This window comes from Virgibacillus sp. LDC1 (assembly GCF_025792345.1).
In the GTDB taxonomy this organism is placed as follows: domain Bacteria; phylum Bacillota; class Bacilli; order Paenibacillales; family Paenibacillaceae; genus Paenibacillus_AQ; species Paenibacillus_AQ lautus.
This window is the reverse complement of record NZ_JAOXLZ010000003.1, coordinates 47347-64978: the sequence shown is the minus strand read 5'-3', so window position 1 is coordinate 64978 and position 17632 is coordinate 47347. Positions and strand designations below refer to the sequence as shown.

Genomic DNA, 17632 nt, shown 5'->3' with positions numbered 1-17632 from the left:
AAATTATAACGCTTTAACTTTCAATATAAAGTTTGCCCTGTTTCAAGGCATTCATAGGATGATGTAAACATAAAAGTTAAAGTGCTTTAATTTTCCATATCGGTCTGATGACAATATCATAGAGGATGATTTCCCAATTATCAACTCTTTTTTTGGAGAAATGAAAGCGCTGCATTGCTTTGCTAATCATTTAGATACAGATTCGGCATGCCCCTTTCTTACCATTAAAAAACCTTCCAGTGATCGAATGACGATCATTGGAAGGTTTTGGTTCCCGTAGACTACAACCCTGCCGCTATTTATTTGCGAACGACAGTATAGCCTTTATCCTTAAGCAGCTTCACGATGCCGTGCTCACCCAGATAGTGGGCTGACCCTACCACAATGAAATACTCTTCGTTTTTGCCGTTTTTCAAATACCCGTCGATTTTGTCTGCCATGCCGATGTTGCGGTCGATCAGCATCGCTTTATTATATTCCTCGTCACCCGATATGCTGTTTGTGAACTCGAGCAGCTGCTCATCATTGCCCGTTTTCCACATTTCGGCCATCTGGTTCACGCTCTCATCCAGCACGTCGAAGTTATCGAGGGCGGTATTGAGGTTTTTCTCCTGCAGCTCTTTGGAGAAGTTATCAAACATGCCCAGCTGGGATTCATAAGTTTCCAGTTCCAGAATCGGCACTTTGCGTTCGATGGCCTTCTGGATGAAATACAGGTCGATTCCAGCTGATGCGTCGTACCCGGCTTTCACGGATTTCAGACTACTAATTGTGGTTTCGGCAACCCAAGGCTTGAATGCATCGAGTGCATTCGGCTGCATGCCGCTTTGCTTCAGAATTTCGCCCAGCTTGGCATAGGTCTCACTGGATACATGGTCCTTCAAGGTTGTCCCATCCTGATACATGCCCAGATCCATGATCAGTTTCTGCTGCTCCTCATCAGCCGCTTTGCTGATATCAATCTCGACACCCAAATAGTCCGCCTCGGCAAATGCTTCTTCAAACTCCGGACGCAGCGGGTAGAAGCTGTCATCCGCGATATGCATGGAGCCTACCAGGTACACCGTATTCCCGTTGCTCTCCACTTCCCACATGAAGCCGCGGCCACCCGCTTGCACGGTTTCCGTTTCTTTGGAAACCAGCAGAACGGAGCGAGTTTTCGCATCCCAGCTAACCTTATAACCCGCAGCGTCCCCAACAACCCGAATGGGCGCATAGGTTACACCATGGATTCGTTTCAGTTTGCCTTTCAGGGTAATGGTTTTACCATCCACCACCGCAGTAATGGTGTCATCTGCAGCACCCGTCAGTTGCACGTCCAGAGCCTGGAGCGTTGTTCTGAGCGGAACAAGCGTTGTGCCCTTATCTATCATCGGTGTACCAAGCGAATAGTGAACAACTTGGTTATCGACTTTTACTGCCGGCTGCTGTGGCGCTGCCATGGCAGGCACTGCCGAAGCGAGCAAACCAACCGAAATCGCGAGGGACAAGAGCATTTTTTTCCAATTTTTCATTTATGTAATCTCCTTTATTCTCGTGTAGTTTTGAAACTACTTAGTTTGTGACAAAGAATAACCGCCATGGGGCTTCATTTATGATCATAGATTGATGAGAGTTCGCCATACCGATATTGTCGTTATGGCGAACCCTTATCTTCTACTTTCTTGCTTTCAGCAACCATAACTGTGCGTAATGGTTACAAATGAGACTAAAAGTGAACAAAACCGATCGATCTAATGCTTACGAATGAGACATTGTAAGATCTTTATTGAGACTTTTCTTATTTTTAACACCTACAACTGAGACTTTCCGAAAAAAAATATGATCGCGCCAATTACCTACGAAACATATTTTATTTAGTGTAATAAACAAGCCTTTGAACGATGTTAACTTTATAATCCAATAAATTGCAACCTCCGTTTCACTTCAGAAATATCACGTCCACTTTGGAGCGTAATATAATACTTGGATTCAATGTCTTCAATGAATACATAGAGAAAATTAATGTGTTTGAATTGAGTATTTTCCTTAATAAAACCCTCCAAGGAAGATTTAACCGTTATAAAATTTTCTGACGATTGAATTGCAACATTGGTGATTGCACTGTTGATCTCGGAATCTACACGCTCAAAATTGTTCTGTTTAAAGCCTTCGTCAAAAGTCAAACGAAGTAACTCAATTAGGTACGGCAGCGCATTAATATCCCTTATTGCACTTAGAGGAACTGTCTGGTTAATTACACTTCCCTTCTTTACTTTCATTTCTACCCAGTTAACATACTTTTTTAGCGCATCAAGATTTTGTAGGGTTATAAGAAACTTTATTGGTTGTAACGCGTTATCATTTTCCAGAGTTGTATCAAGTAAGGATAATAGATATTTTTCACAATCTGGTCCTTTTCCAATTTCAAATAGCTGCCTAACTATTTCCCACTTAAAATCATCACGGATACTAGGCAAGTTATCAATTAATTCTTGCAGCCTATTTGATAATTTTAAGTAAGCCTTTAAAGCAACAGTTCGTGATGAGGTATTCCTTGAGATATCATTACAAATTCGCAATGCATGAGGTAATACATCTTGAATGGAATGTCTACAACAAAAATCAATGTGATTGTTAAGGATATCGTCTATTTCTATTCCATCCTGAAGATTTTCCCACACTCGTTCAGACATTGTTTCAATATCAAGAAAGGATTCTAAATATCTAATCCCCACCATTTGGCTACCCTCAACCCAATCAAACGAAATCATATCAAGCATAACCTTCGTTGGGTAGTTTAGATTATACTTTCTTTGGAAATACCATAAGATTATTGCTAACTTACTTACAGTGTATCCCCCACTTGGACTACGTCGACAAGCTTGTTTAAAATCAATAGATTTGACATTTTTAATACACCAATCAGAAACCCACCGGGTCTGTATATCAGTTAGTTCCACATCTGCCGATGAAGACATAATGTTATATAACTTTCTTAAACAAAAATAGTCCCAATCCCATGATTGAATCTCTTCAACTAGCTTTTCATAGGAGATGTCGCCAGTTTCAGCTACGCGATAGATTTGATCAATCACAAGTGCCGAGTACTCGCGCTCGAGTCTATGAACTCGTGCATGAATAATCTCTTCTTGATTGAAGGTCTCCTTCTCTTCAGCAATATATATTTTTCTTGCATGTTCTAGAAACGCTTCTTTATCAAATAAAAGATGAATATCACGCATTAGCCCAGCTTTTCTCTCTTGTTCATAGTCCCTTCTTTGCTGAAATACAAACTTATTATCTGATACTTCATTCATATGTTTGTTAAAAGCCATATATATATCGTACGGCCTTATTTCTTGCTGGATGATCCAGATATCATCAGTTGATAGTCTTCCTTCAAGATATTGTTGTGATACAAATTCAATGGATTCCTCATCAACCAACAGACCTAATGCTCTAAGATTAACTCCATTCTCAACACGCTTTTCCAGTAATAAACTTATCGCTCTCTGCTTCGTGTAACTTTTATCAAAGAAGATGGAGAAATCTTTTGCCTCTTTATCCCAATAGTTTTTGTGTAGTGTCTCAAATAATATTAGAGCTAGATTAAAGATACTATTATCGGTTTCATATGCTATTGCAGCGTTTGACCCAAATACTTCAAGATTATCTTTCAAGAAATAATGATCAATTTTTTCTATATTCTCACTGAGAAAAGTCAAAATCCTGCTCACACTAGCCGGAGATTTTGCCCTCTCTATTCCTCGTTCTAACTCAATCTTTTCATTAATTAACCTTGACTCCTCACTATTTATATCGATTCCAACGTAATGGATACCTTCAAGAAAAACATCAATATTCTCCTCTATCAAATCACATTCAGTTAAATATTGGTATAAGTAAGTGCGAACTGTGTCATTTGAAGATAATCTGGTAGCTGTTATTACTCGTTCAACTTGCTCACCAGAGCGAATCTTATATCTAGTTAGCACACCTAATGCCGCAGTTATAACAACCGGTTCTTCGTCTTTTTTTAAAATAATCTCAATTACTCTGTCACGAATCATTGATTTTTTGGAAATAGGAGCTCGCATAAAGCTCAAAAGCTTTAAGGCATTTATACGGGTAGTGTAGTGTCCTTCCGATATTTTACTCATTAGATATTCCACATTAGCATCAGTTTGTCCAAAGTAGGCTAACGTTTTGAGATCGAACTTATCCCTATTTATCCATATATTCCTTTCCTCATAAAAAACAAAGATACTTTGAAATAATTGAGTCCGTAATTCTTCATCCACTCGATCAGCTTCAAAATGGATTACCATGTCGGGATCGCTTTCATTAAGCCATTCCAATAACTCAACAAACTTCTTACTTCTAGGGTCCAACAAACTAACCAAAAAAGACAAAGTGTTTACCCAACTTGGAATTACTTTATTTTTTTCTGGAGGAAATGCAAGAAACTCCTTAATTAGCTCCATTTCCTGTTTTGAAAGAATCCTGGCTGCAAAAAATTCCTGAAAGTTATTATGCTCAAACTGCCATCTTACATCGTTTTGCTCCTCATTCTTTTTCCAGAGTGTACAGTGTGTCAATAGGTGCTGATTCTCTTCGCTTATAATCAGTTCAAGTTCTTGATTAGTTAAATAATTCCTTCCTAAATCCTCCATGGCGAGCGCCACCGTTTCTAAACAGAACGTTAATTTCTCTTGTTTTTTACTCAAATCCATAGCATTTTTAAAATGCTGAATATCATTCTGTAAACTTTGGGTAATTAAGTAATGAAAGAGGTCCGCCTTATTATTTGGCAATGCCCCTGACTTTGAATACATCTCAATTATTCTCACTAAATAAAAAGGTATCTCCATCAGCGGCCTCAGATTGCTTCTTTGTAGAGCACTTTTGAAACCTTTTGATATTTCTGTTCCTAACACTGAATTAATATAAGAGTCAATATCCTCTTGATTTAGATCATTTATTAGATATGTTTTAAACCCTTGGAGGGTTCCAGAAAAATATTCATTTTCCGATTGATAAAAGTTACGTCTACAAGAAACAATAACATGGATATCAGGATGTTGTTCTACAAACAACTCTATGTATTTTATCGTATCCCTTTTGTAGTGGCTTTCAACTTCATCTAAACCATCCAAAATTATTAATAATTCATGGTCCGGGACCATAGTCCAGTCTGACCAGTAATCACTAATGATTTCATTTAAACTACGCGGAACATACTTGTTTAATTTAATAAGTATTGGTACAAAACCTGATGAAATTTGTGAACAGATTGAAGCTATATAATTCAACTCAATAGATTTCCCTGTTCCAGCTCCACCCAAGAGTACAACAAGTTTATCTTCCCTAATAACATCTAATGGATCTTTCAAATCTTCACTATTAATCAACCAAGTAATCGTATTGTATTTATTGGCTGGAATTATTTTTCTTGGAATATGCCCTTGTACTATAGGGTAATTTAGCGGAGAAGAGACTTTTTTAGTGCTTATTCTCTCCTTAAGAGGAACTCCTATTGACATTAAGTACTTTGTGAATGGATGTAAGCTTATAGCAGATAAACGACTTGCTTCTCCAGCTTCGGTGACTTGGCGTTGGACTATACCCACTACACAATTCTCAAGAATAAGCGGGGCCCCAGAGACACCTTGGTAATTTTTAATACTATCATTAATTCTTAAGTCCAAGTCCCAGTCGCGGAGACCTAAAGATTCTTTATAATTTATTAAAGTTAATTTAATTGATGTCCCATCATGAGGGCGCGCTGGTGGATAACCATAACTAAAGCATTCTGCTGCTGATTTAAACTTATAATCTACACACTCAAGTGACCTAACTTCATTCATTTCTCTATCTAACTGTAATGCGATGATTGGGCATTCGTGAATATCCTTAATACACAAAGGTTTTGCATTTACGATTATTTGCTCAAAACCGGCAATCTCTCTAAAAGTAAGCTTTATTTCTTCCCCATCGTTTAAGCACTCTCTAACCACATGAGTTGCGGTCAAGACAATGCTAGGGGAAACTAGAAATGCTGTGCCCTTCTGAGATCCACATTCAACCTTCGGAATCGATTTCCCTATCCAAATATCCATACTGGCCTCCTTTTTAAAGCTCTACAATAACTGGATTGTCGCCATCGGCAATGGTTACCGAATAATTATATTTTTCCATCCATTCCTTGTTGTTCAACGCTATTGCTGTCTCTGTAGGATAATTAAAAATAAATTCTTTTAAATGCCCTTTCTTGTCTGCAGTTATAATTCTCGCTATTGCTTCTATATCTGGATGGCCATGTGTCTTACCGTTAGTAGATATTAGGTATTTTTGAGATGGAATTAAATGAGCTAACTCTGATGTTATGTTCTTCTCACTACCATGATGCGATATCTTAACAAGATCAAAGCTATCTTTAAGCAAGCCTAGTTTGTCCAACTCTACAATATTTGAAAATATAATATCCGGATGTGAATCGGCGAGGAATAGAAGTTTTTTACCTGCATACTCTGCGTAAAACGCAATTGAAGATCCATTTATTACTGATGAATCGATTTCATTTTGTTCCATTTTTGAATATTGATCCAAATCATTTATTGTCCCCCTCGAGATGCTCTCATCAACAATGTTGAATTCTGGTTTACCTAACATATAAAATTCAAAAGCATCGTCAAATATTTGATCATCAGTAAAATTAAAATTATATTTATAGCTCTGCAAATGCATTAACCAATCCTTCGAAAGGGCGTTTAGTTTGTCTTTGTCAGGTGATAAGATACACATACTCATATCGTTTACTTCAACAAATTGATTGACAGAAAAACTCACTGCTTTTCCATCAAACGACTTATTCCAACTGTATTTACCTTCATAAATTAATGATGCCAACGTTGAACCTTGTTTAATGCTTATTTCGGAATCTATGGTTCCCCCCTCAAAATTTTCGATTATTGTACTGCCCAATGCTATTTCCTCATCAAGTACCTTTTTTTCTAACGCATCGATACTTCCACCCTTAACTTTAGTAAACTGTAGGTGGCGGTAACTGTTGTGCCATATTTCGGAGATTTCAATGATTTTTCTCTTATTATTTTCTCTTAGAAAAGGAATGGCCCCTGATATATGATCCTGATCAACGTGGGTTAACACGAATAAAGATATGTACTCCCCTTTTTCTGCAATTGAAATTAGTTCTTTTCTTAAATACCTTTTATATGTTTCAGCATATCCACAATCAATTAGTATGTGTTTTTTCACATCATCTCCGAATGATATAAGGAAACAATCCCCATTTTTTGCAGGAAACATAGTAACGGATATCATTTTTACCACCTCCATAGGCAGAGAATTAGTGTGAATGAGAGAAATATCTTATTTATCCTTTCTAATACCAGTTACTAACGTGCTCTCTCATACTGTCCGATTTAAGTTCAACCACAACTTCGGTAATGAGAGACCGTACGAAGCGAAATCTGCTAGTTAGCCCGCAACATCACAATTTATTTTTTTCTGTACAGTCTTGCTAGCTCGAATAAGCACGTCGAAATAATCAAGCACTCCAGTTACAATCAAACCGATAACATTCACAGTAGTATGCTCGTTCTTATCAAAAACCAATGTAAACTCAAAATTTCTACCCATAATGCGGATATATCTTATGATGGCGTATGTATTCATGACGTAACGGACTACTCTATTCACTTCTAGACTGTTGGAGCTTGAATCATTACTATTCAAAGATGAAGCAGTGAACCGATTTCTACTGATCAACTGAGTCAAGATTAATCGTCTTCAAAAGCGACTGTTTGTTTATCCCCTGAAGTTTGCCATTTTTTAAAATCAATGAATCGGTGATGCTGAGCAGTTGCCACATGTCGTGAAAATCCAAGGTTTTGAATAGCGGTACTGACGGTATTCTGTGTGCCATACCCTAAATAAACAGCCCAATTCTCTTCGGTTTAAGTGATGAGTGTTTTATTCTATTCTTCTCCAAACTTCAGATGGTAAGTTTGTTCTCGAAGCAAGACCATATTCTGAGCCATCAATAATGATTTCCATGGGAATTGCAAAAGCATCTCCAACCAATAACGCTGCTCCAGTTGTTAAGTAGGATATTCTGGTTAATTGAGAATCACTTAAATAAGGGATACTTTTCCTCATCTGTTCAATATCTAAATTATTTCTAATCCGATGCAGAATGAAGTTGTTACACTGTGATAAGACGGTTTTAGATATTTCACTTGGCCTTTGACTTGCTAATATCATAAAGATCCCAAATTTCCTTCCTTCTTTAGCAATTTGCTCGAATATTCTAATAGATTTTATATTCTCAATATTAGTCTCTGTTATATATTTATGTGCCTCATCAAATATAAAGTGAAATATTTCTTTAATGGTATTACTTTTGTCATCGGAAATACGATTAGCTCTTTGTCTTAGGTAGATCATTCTTAATATATAACCTGTAAAAAATAAAAGATCATTATCATCTAGTTGGGAAACCTTCATAATCGTAAAACCTTTATTAAAATTCAAAAGTTCAGTAAAGTTCTTACGTTTTTCTGGTGTATCCTCAAACAATGATCTTGAATACGTTCCAATTATATTGGTAATTCGAGTCATCAATGTTGCACAATAGGATCGAATTTGTGAGTTCCCTTTACTTTCTTCAAATAAAAAAGTAAGTTCTAAACCTACCTCTAAATTTGTTAGTTGGGACAACTTACAATCTGCCTTTTCTAAGAGTGAACTTATAAGCTCCTTACATTGGCTATACTCGTGACGTGATTTTTCTTTAATATATTCGTGTAAATTCTCTTTAAATTTCTGTTCATGAGTTGATTGAAAATTCCCATATTGAGAACTGTAGTGTGTCAAACTTTCTGTGATTCTTGTGTCGCCTATATCCTGTAGTAATGCTATAATTTTTGTTCTTTTCCCTAATACTTCTGTTTGTACATTGTTATAAAGTTCTAATGCACAGTATACTTTTACCCAATCACAGATTCCATTTTCGTTGTTCTCAAGTAAATTTGCTAGTCGAAGCCCACTCATTAATATTGGGAGCTGTACTGCAGATGAAGGCTGTACAAGATTAATCCAATCCTCTAAGGATAAGGTGTCCAATGGAATTGATAAATCATTAACATCTACAGTAAACGAATTGTCCTTTTGAATAGAAGCATACTCATCATGTATATCAAAAATCAAAAAATTCGCAGAATTAATATCCCTTTTTGAATTTTTAATCGTGTTAGATATTTCATTTAATAATTTTCGAACAGTCGTGGATTTCCCTGAACCAGTATTCCCTAATATACTCATATGATTTGTTAAAATTTTGTCTATCGAAAACATTGGCGAAAATGAATCAAAACTCGAGAGAGGGCCTAGCGCAATTGAAAAGTCTGGATCCATTGAGTTGAATACACTATTCATATCCTCATTGGATGTCAAAAAAACATCATCACCGATCATAGGAAACTTTGATAGTCCATATTTAAATTCTCCGTTTTTTATTTCACCGATCGGCACTGCTTCAAAAAACGCTTTATTAGAAAATCTTGATTCCTCTCCTATTCTATCAAATGGCTTTTCATTCTCAGATAAACTAATAATTTGATATATAAATTTGTGGTGATACGATTTATAAACGCAAACAAAGGTGTTTATCCCTTCGCAAACATAGAGATCTCCGTTGAAGTTATAGTTGATTCTACTCGTATCATGGATTTCCATAACCAACTTGTAGGAGTAGACATGACTGACTACCCCAATACTATTCTGGCTTTGCATCATCTATTTCGTCTCCTAGTAGTTCAATTATATTTGAAAAATAATGAGCATCATTCATATTATTAATACTCCCACCAATGAAATGAATATTGTGTCGATTCTTATGTTTCCTCCAAAAATTTGAAGCATTCAATTCATTTTTATTCCCAAAGATAATCAGTGTAAAATCTTCATTATGTAACGATTGCGATATAAGTTGATTAATATGATCATCAGGAAAACCATATCCCATGACAATTAACGTTGAGTTTTTCTTTTGTAGGTTAAGCGAAAATTCTCTAAACAGCTCTGAATAAGGACTTTGTTGAGATTCGAAGTGTTTATGAACCGTGGGATAGATTATAACTTCACCTGAATTATCAAGACTGAATTCACTTTGTCTAATTGACTTTAGATGCTGATCATATCTCCAATCTAAAGAGCCATGGATTTTATATAGTTTGATATAACGACGAATTGCATTCCATTTATCTTTGTATCTATTTTCTGCATCAACCAAACGCAAATTAAAAATTGATGGGTCAAATGTTCTGTTCACATATCCTTGAAAACCATTTGTGTAATGAATCCCCAATTGTTCCATTGCTATTTCATTAAATAGATCGTAATTGGTAGTAAAAATATTAACCGGTGATAATTGCTTATTAAATTCACGATGATAAAACAATCTATTATAAAATTCTAAATAATATTTAAGGGAAGTAGCTGCATTTCGTTCACCCTCTTGGTCTGAACTACTGTCAGGAAAATAATTAACAACTATGGATCTAAGTAATTCTTTTTTTGTGATATTGAATGCATCCTCAAACATGCCATATTCGATAGAATCCGGTTCAGTGACAATCAGGGTCGTCTTTAAATAATTTAGAAAACCTTCAATATCTGCGTTGCTTCCAGCGTATTTCCCAAGAACATCCCGTAAGTGTGGGTTACTTTCCTTTATATTCAAAAATGTTTTTCCCATCAAAGGTATTGCCGGTAAGGAGCAACCTGAGCCAATAAGAAAATGAAGATTTTCAGCTTTACTAAAATGTTGTTTCAACAAGAAAGATGTTTCTTTTTTTTGCTGGTCAAATGTTTTATTCGACATAATATCAGTTCCAAAACGATAGTGATATATAGATTTTTCAAAAATCATTTCATCATTCACTTTGATATACTCCTCATTAGTTAGTATGAACTGTTATAATTCGACAAGTTATTCCTTCAACCCTTCTGGAATTACAAATTATCCCTGTTTATCAAATTCTATTTTGACTCGAAGCCTGAGCTGTAATCATACATATATTAAGGGATTCGTTTGCACTAACCAGTCGTTTTGTGTTCCGACCATAAAGATGGCCCGACTTCATATACGGATAACACCTTTGGGAATGAGTCATGTACTTGTCGCACATCGGAAATGAAGTCAAGATTTTATCTTTCGACATTTTCTTAAAAGAAACGTACAAAAGTAAATACTACAATTACCCGAATAATGCTAATTGAACGACATCAAAAATCGGATGACAAGAACGTAAATCATCGCCTGCCGCTTGCTTTGAAATATATAATAAAAAGCAATCCCGAATTAATGAGATTGCTTTTTATCAGAAGTCTGCCGTTAGGTATTCAAATTAGTTCGATTAAAGGGCATGGAACTGTAAACCAATATTCTAATAGTTACTTATTTATTATGGCTTTCAATGTGTCCATCAGGTTTAATATGCTTAAAGTGAACGCACTGAACACCATCAATAAAGCCCTCCATATTCTCATAAATAACACCAACGAGATGAAGATAACCATCGCTGAGTAAGAAAACTGGTCCCCCACTCAATCCCCCTAGGCTGGTAAGATCCGCGATCTCTTTCTCGCCGAATCTCTTCGTCCAATCATCTCGATGAAACTGAATAATGAATCGTCGATCTGTGGTATCAATTACTTCGTCAAGAATCGTCGCAACGTAAATATTGCTCTGTTTAATCTGATCTTCTCGAAGAGCTCCGGGCCAACCCAAAGCAAATACCATATCCCCTTTATTAACGGTTACAGGAGGTTCATATTCATAAAATAGCGTTCCAATGTCCCCCATCGCCAATTTAATGTCTGGTGGAACTAAGATAGTTGCTAAATCCAACTGCTGGCAGCTATCTATGATAAAGGGCTCGAGATCATTTGGGTAAATGACATTCCCAATTCTAAATTCAGCTTGAATGCCTTTCTTTTTCAAATCCAACCAATGTTGAATCACATGATGATTCGTTACTGCAATGCTTTTGTCCTCGAGCTCTACAAAGAAGCAAGTACCATTTTGGATTTCGTCCTCACTCCGTATGATTATAGGAGAAATAAACGCACGAAGATGCCGCATGACAAGATCAGCATAGCCGCCATTCCGTGCTCTCCCATGTTCCACCTGATGCTTGTATTCCTTTGTTGCATCAATCATTTTTGAAATGAATTCTTTGGCTCCATCAATATCTCCGTTTTGAAGTATTTCACTTACTTGTTCCAGATGTTCAATGGTGCTTGTTTCAAATGAGTTTCCTTTACTTCCTTCATCCATGGTAATCACCTGCATCTTTGAGTTAATTAATTATCTTTATTGTGTTTCCAATTTCTTCATTAGGACTGCTAATTCCTGCGAAGGTTAAACAAAAACAGCCTTAGCGTGTGCTCCTATATGTCGTGCTCTCTCGGATAGCATGGGGTAGCAGTATATATCATTTATAAACATATTTTGGATCCTCATTTTCTTAACAAGGAATAAATAGATTTAATTTCTCTTTTTGTTCCGAAAAGAAAAAAGACTAGCTAAATCAAGGATCTATTTAGCTAGTCTTTTTCATTTAGTCTCATTTAAACAATATAAAAAGTCTCATTTATTAATAAACTCTGTCTCATTTATAACCATTACTCACAACTTCTTGTACTGTCTATGCTTACATCTTATAAGCCTTCATCGCTTTTCTAAGCTCCTTGAATGTAGGGCGCTTGCCGTACATCAGGACACCGGTGCGATAGATTTTCGCAGCCAGCCAGCCGAAGACGAGAATGGCTACGACCAGGATGGCCAGCGAGAGCAGGATCTCCCATACTGGAATGTTACCAAGTCCGATCCGTACCAGGATCGTGGTCGGCGAGATGAACGGGATGTAAGTAGACACCTTCATCAGCATCGAGTTCGGAGCGCTTAGGCTAAAGATCGCGATATAGAACGCCACCAGCGACAGCATCGTGATCGGCATGACCGCCTGCCCCAAATCCTCGGTCCGGCTGACAATCGAACCAATGGCCGCGTAGAGCATCGCATACAAGAAATAGCCAAGGATGTAGAAGACCAAACCGAACACCAGCAGCATCGGGTCTATCGCTGTCAGATCGAGATTCATGTCCTTCAATGTATCCATATTGTGCGGCAGCATCAAGTTCACGGCGGCCACAACTCCAAATGCCGCGATCTGTGACAGTCCCAGCAGGAACATGCCGATAACCTTACCAAACATTTGGCTCAGCGGAGATACGCTTGTAATCAAAATCTCCATAATGCGGGAGCTCTTCTCTGTCGTTACTTCTGAAGCGATCATGTTACCTGTTCCCATCAAAGTGAAGAAGAAGAGAATAATCAGTGCATACACGACGATGTAGTTAATTACCTCCGAAGCCCCTTCATTCTCACCGGAAGCTCCGCCTGCGTTACCTGTTTCTGTAGGGTCGATACCCCGAGTGTCGATTTGAACCGGCGTATTCAGCTCATTGATCTGCGTTTCGGACAAATCCAATCCTTCTACAATGCTGCGCGTCTTCGCCACTTGCAGCGCTGCTTGCAGATTGGATTGCAGTTCCGGGCTCATGGCCTCGTCTTCAGAACTGTAGACCACGGTCGGGAACGCATTGCCTTCTTGTGCTTCAAACTTCAAATAACCTTCGATTACGCCATCCTTAATATCCTTATTCAGAGCTGCCTCATCTGCCGCTTCGTATTTGACGAATTCATAGGAGGTTGACGGCAGGTTACTCCAAGTAGTCTCCAGTTGTTCGGCGAGCGTCTGCTCCTGTCCATAAACCAGACCGATGCGGGTGGTTTCTTCGGATCCTGCCTTATCTCCCGTAAACATTTGGATCAGAAAAGGAAGATTGATCCCGATCGTAATAATGAGTGCAAAAATCAAGGTTGAAACGAGAAAGGACTTCGTTCTTACTTTATTCATGAATGTAAATCGGATAACGGTCCACATATTATTCATTGGATTCACCTACCGCCTTTATGAAGATTTGGTTGAGTGTCGGCTCCTTCACTTCAAACCGATGGATCGTGCTTTGCGACATGGCTGTATTCAAAATGTTTTGCGCTGCCTCAACCTGGCTGATCCGGATGGAGTAGCCGTCCTCTGTTCGCTCCACAGCCGTTACGCCAGTCAGGGCTTCAAGGCCTCGGACTTCACCCGACGTACCGAGCACCACTTCTTCACGAGGGTACTTGGATTTGATATCCTTCAGGTTCCCCTTCACTACCGTATTGGAGCGATGCAGTATAGTAATGTTCTTACACAACTCCTCGACATGTTCCATCCGGTGGGTGGAGAACAGAATGCTCGTGCCCTTGTCGCGAAGCTCTTTTACCGTTGATTTCAGAAGTTCGACGTTTACTGGATCCAGTCCGCTAAAGGCTTCGTCCAGAATCAGAATTTGCGGGTCATGGACAACCGCTGCGATAAAGCCCATTTTTTGCTGGTTACCCTTGGAGAGCTCTTCAATCTTCTTATCGTAATAGTCAGGTACTTCAAACCGTTCCAACCAGTATTTCAGACTCTTATCCGCGTCTTTCGCGGACATGCCCCGCAGCTGTGCCAAGTAGGAAATCTGCTCGCTGACTTTCACTTTCGGGTATAACCCGCGCTCCTCCGGCAAATAACCCATAATGTGACGCAGTTCTTTGTTATACGGCTTGCCGTTATACAGGATCGTTCCGTCATCCGGGTAGATCAGCCCAAGCACCATCCGCATGGTGGTTGTTTTGCCGGCTCCGTTCGCCCCGAGCAGTCCGTAGATTTCACCTTCCTCAACCTGAAGCGAAATCCGGTTTACCGCCGTTTTGTCTGCATAAATCTTAACTACATTGTCTAATTGCAAGCGTTGCATATCGTAAAAACCCCTCTCTATCCTAGTTCTGCACGTTGGCAGGAATGTTTCCGTCAATCCATAATCGAAGCACTTCATCCAGCTCCAGGGAACGGGTCTGAATGAACGGGATGCCTGCAGACTGCAGGATCTTCTCCACTTCCAAGCATTCCGTTGTTATAAAAGAAATCGTAGTCGCTGTCTCTTGTTTGCAGCTCAGAATACCCGGCAGCTCCTCGGCAATGGAGGTATCCCCTTGGATCCAGCACTCCTTCCAGTTATCCAGGAGCGAATCCTTCTCCACCATGCCCAGCAGCTTCCCATGATGGATGAGAATGACGTAGTCCGCCAGACGCCGAATTTCATCTACCACATGGGTGGAGAGCACAATCGTTGTATCCATGGACTTCATCACTTTCTGCAGCTGATCGATCATCAGCTTCCAAGCGAAAGGATCGAGGCCGGAAGAAGGTTCATCCAGGAGCAAAAACTTGGGCCTAGGGGCAAGTGCAGCGGCGATCTCAAACTTGCGCCGTTCCCCTTTGGACATCTTGCGAAGTTTTACGCCCCGCGGGACATCGAACCGGGATAGCAGCTCATCGAAAAAATAACCGTCCCAAGTGTCATACCAGGATGCACGAAAGCTGGCCGCTTCGTCCGCCGTCATATGCTGTTCCTCTACGCTCAGCTGTTCGGGTACGAATCCCATTTGTTTTCGAATGGAGATCGGAAGCTCTCTCGGGTGAGATTCACCGAACCAGGTAATCTCCCCTTCGTCCGGAAACACGGTCTGCATCATCATGTTCAGCAGCGTGCTTTTTCCCGAACCATTAGGTCCCACAAGGGCAACGATATACCCTTGAGGGATCGATAATTGGATCGGACCGATGGTTTTCGTTTTCCGTCGTTTTATGACATTACGAAATTCAATAACATGCGGTTCCATGGAATGTTAGCGACCTCCTTTTGCGTCATATTTTTCCCGAACAACTTCCATGAACATTTCTTTCAATTCATCTTCATTAAATTGAACGGAAAGCCCTTTATCCACTGCTATCCTTAACGCCTCAATCACCGCGTCGCGTTTATATTGTTCACGGGCCTGGTCGCCGACACCAGCAACAAAAGTTCCCGTACCTTGTCTCGTTCGCAGCAACCCTTCATTCTCAAGATCCTGATACACCCTGCGCACCGTAATAACGCTACACTTCAGATTCCCGGCAAATTCCCTAATGGATGGCAATAACGTTCCCTCCTCGATCTGACCGCTAATAATGAGCGAGCGCAGCTGTGTTTCAATCTGGTGATATAAAGGCTCTGCGCTATTTTCATTGATCTGTATCAGAAGTCGCACCTTTTACCACCTCGCTTTTCTCTAGTACATAAATCCGATCCATTAGAATGCCATACGGATTCATCTGCATATCCTTCATGATAAATCCCGGGTCTGCTGCCGAATGTAGGTTAATTTGCTCATAAGCAGCATAGCCGCCAGTCCAACAATCAGCGATCCCCACATGACCGGAGATAACAGGCCCCATTTCATGGAGGCTCTCACAACGAACCAAAAAATGCTGTAGCCCAGCAAGCTAAGCATAACGGCAGTTCCGGAGGTTAGCGCCATCACCAGAAGGGAATTTCCGAAGTACCTCTTACCACTGCACATATGTTCCCAGTAAATATAGGGTCCCGTTATTAAAAATCCGATGCCGATCCAGGTCAGTATAAATGCAATATAGCTCGGGAAATCCATTGCGGCTCTAATATGATTGCCTATCGCATAAATGACTCCAAATAATACGATGCCGTTTATGACAAAAGCAATCAGCGAGTACATGATCCGGCTTACGAAGATGGCCGAGGCCGGTACCGGTATACTCCGGTAAAAATACAGCATCCGGGTGTACGAATCCTCGTTCAGATAGCGGAAAGACCTCCTGCTAAATAGAAACCCCAACAACGGAGCGTAGAATACCAATAGAAAGTCAATCAGTGGGTTGATGTACTCATTCAAATGTTCAAACTGATTGTCAATGATAACGCTTGTGGCAAATCCCATATACACCATAAACAGCATGGTCCATACCATTTGCAGCTTGTCGCTAACGAAGTCTTTCTTTACGATCTTCATCGCATTATGGAAAACCTGTTGCAATGCGTCTCACCCTTTCATTTCTTCATATATTCATTTTGTTATCATCGCAGTTTAAGTTTTACTGTGCTTAGTGTGATTACTGTGCTCACTGTATATATCTTTATACACAGTATATAGTGTGTATATAAACAGTGTCAATAGAAGTTGTAAAAAAATTCCCGTCATAGGCTTCCTGTCGGTTGCTACCACCCTGCTTGCGGATCATTCATGAGCTTTCCTGCACAAGGGGAGTGTAGCCGTGGAGGAGACCTGGCGTTCGCCTTTGAAACCGGGAAACAACCCTCTCATCTCATCCCAGTTTCCTGGTTTCAACAGCGACCGGAGCGGTTACACTCCCCCACCACTGCCCTCACACTCTAAACACCCGTCAGAAGCTTCCTGTCGGGTGCCACCCTCCCTTGCCGCGGCTCATTCAAGAGCTTCTCTGCACAAGGGGAGTGTAGCCGTGGAGGAGACCTGGCGTTCGCCTTTGAAACCGGGAAACAACCCTCTTATCTCATCCCAGTTTCCTGGTTTCAACAGCGACCGGAGCGGATACACTCCCCCACCTCTGCCCTCACGTTGGTATTGAATGAG

General features: G+C 39.7%; 11 protein-coding genes. All 11 read right to left on the bottom strand.

The window, feature by feature from the left end; genetic code table 11:
* Positions 1–299: 299 nt before the first annotated feature.
* On the bottom strand, positions 300–1514 hold the full coding sequence (locus tag OHJ21_RS23925) for a TraB/GumN family protein (RefSeq protein ID WP_100540090.1): 1215 nt from the start codon (positions 1512–1514) through the stop codon (positions 300–302).
* Positions 1515–1892: 378 nt separating this feature from the next.
* On the bottom strand, positions 1893–6101 hold the full coding sequence (locus tag OHJ21_RS23920; RefSeq protein WP_486021352.1) for a hypothetical protein: 4209 nt from the start codon (positions 6099–6101) through the stop codon (positions 1893–1895).
* A 13-nt stretch (positions 6102–6114) separates the two neighbouring features.
* The gene (locus tag OHJ21_RS23915) at positions 6115–7326 is read right to left on the bottom strand and encodes an MBL fold metallo-hydrolase (protein ID WP_486021351.1); all 1212 of its coding nucleotides are present in this window, start codon (positions 7324–7326) and stop codon (positions 6115–6117) included.
* A gap of 651 nt (positions 7327–7977) precedes the next feature.
* Positions 7978–9801 carry an ATP-binding protein gene (locus tag OHJ21_RS23910; protein WP_486021350.1) on the bottom strand — a complete coding sequence of 608 codons (1824 nt, stop codon included), beginning with the start codon at positions 9799–9801 and terminating at the stop codon, positions 7978–7980.
* The gene (locus OHJ21_RS23905; RefSeq protein WP_486021349.1) at positions 9782–10948 is read right to left on the bottom strand and encodes an SIR2 family protein; all 1167 of its coding nucleotides are present in this window, start codon (positions 10946–10948) and stop codon (positions 9782–9784) included. The genes OHJ21_RS23910 and OHJ21_RS23905 overlap by 20 nt, the downstream gene beginning before the upstream one ends.
* Before the next feature lie 516 nt (positions 10949–11464).
* Positions 11465–12346 carry a S1 family serine peptidase gene (locus OHJ21_RS23900; RefSeq protein ID WP_486021348.1) on the bottom strand — a complete coding sequence of 294 codons (882 nt, stop codon included), beginning with the start codon at positions 12344–12346 and terminating at the stop codon, positions 11465–11467.
* Positions 12347–12722: 376 nt separating this feature from the next.
* Positions 12723–14027, bottom strand: a complete 1305-nt coding sequence (locus OHJ21_RS23895; RefSeq protein WP_486021347.1) for an ABC transporter permease — start codon at positions 14025–14027, stop codon at positions 12723–12725.
* Positions 14020–14922: an ABC transporter ATP-binding protein gene (locus OHJ21_RS23890; RefSeq protein WP_486021346.1), complete on the bottom strand. Its 903-nt coding sequence runs from the start codon at positions 14920–14922 to the stop codon at positions 14020–14022. The genes OHJ21_RS23895 and OHJ21_RS23890 overlap by 8 nt, the downstream gene beginning before the upstream one ends.
* A gap of 22 nt (positions 14923–14944) precedes the next feature.
* Positions 14945–15847, bottom strand: a complete 903-nt coding sequence (locus OHJ21_RS23885; protein WP_100540087.1) for an ABC transporter ATP-binding protein — start codon at positions 15845–15847, stop codon at positions 14945–14947.
* A 6-nt stretch (positions 15848–15853) separates the two neighbouring features.
* Positions 15854–16255 (bottom strand): GntR family transcriptional regulator, encoded by a 402-nt coding sequence (locus OHJ21_RS23880; protein ID WP_100540086.1) that lies wholly within the window; start codon positions 16253–16255, stop codon positions 15854–15856.
* Between the two features lie 75 nt (positions 16256–16330).
* A complete protein-coding gene (locus tag OHJ21_RS23875; protein ID WP_486021345.1) occupies positions 16331–17032 on the bottom strand; it encodes a hypothetical protein in 702 nt (233 codons plus the stop codon).
* Positions 17033–17632 lie beyond the last annotated feature (600 nt).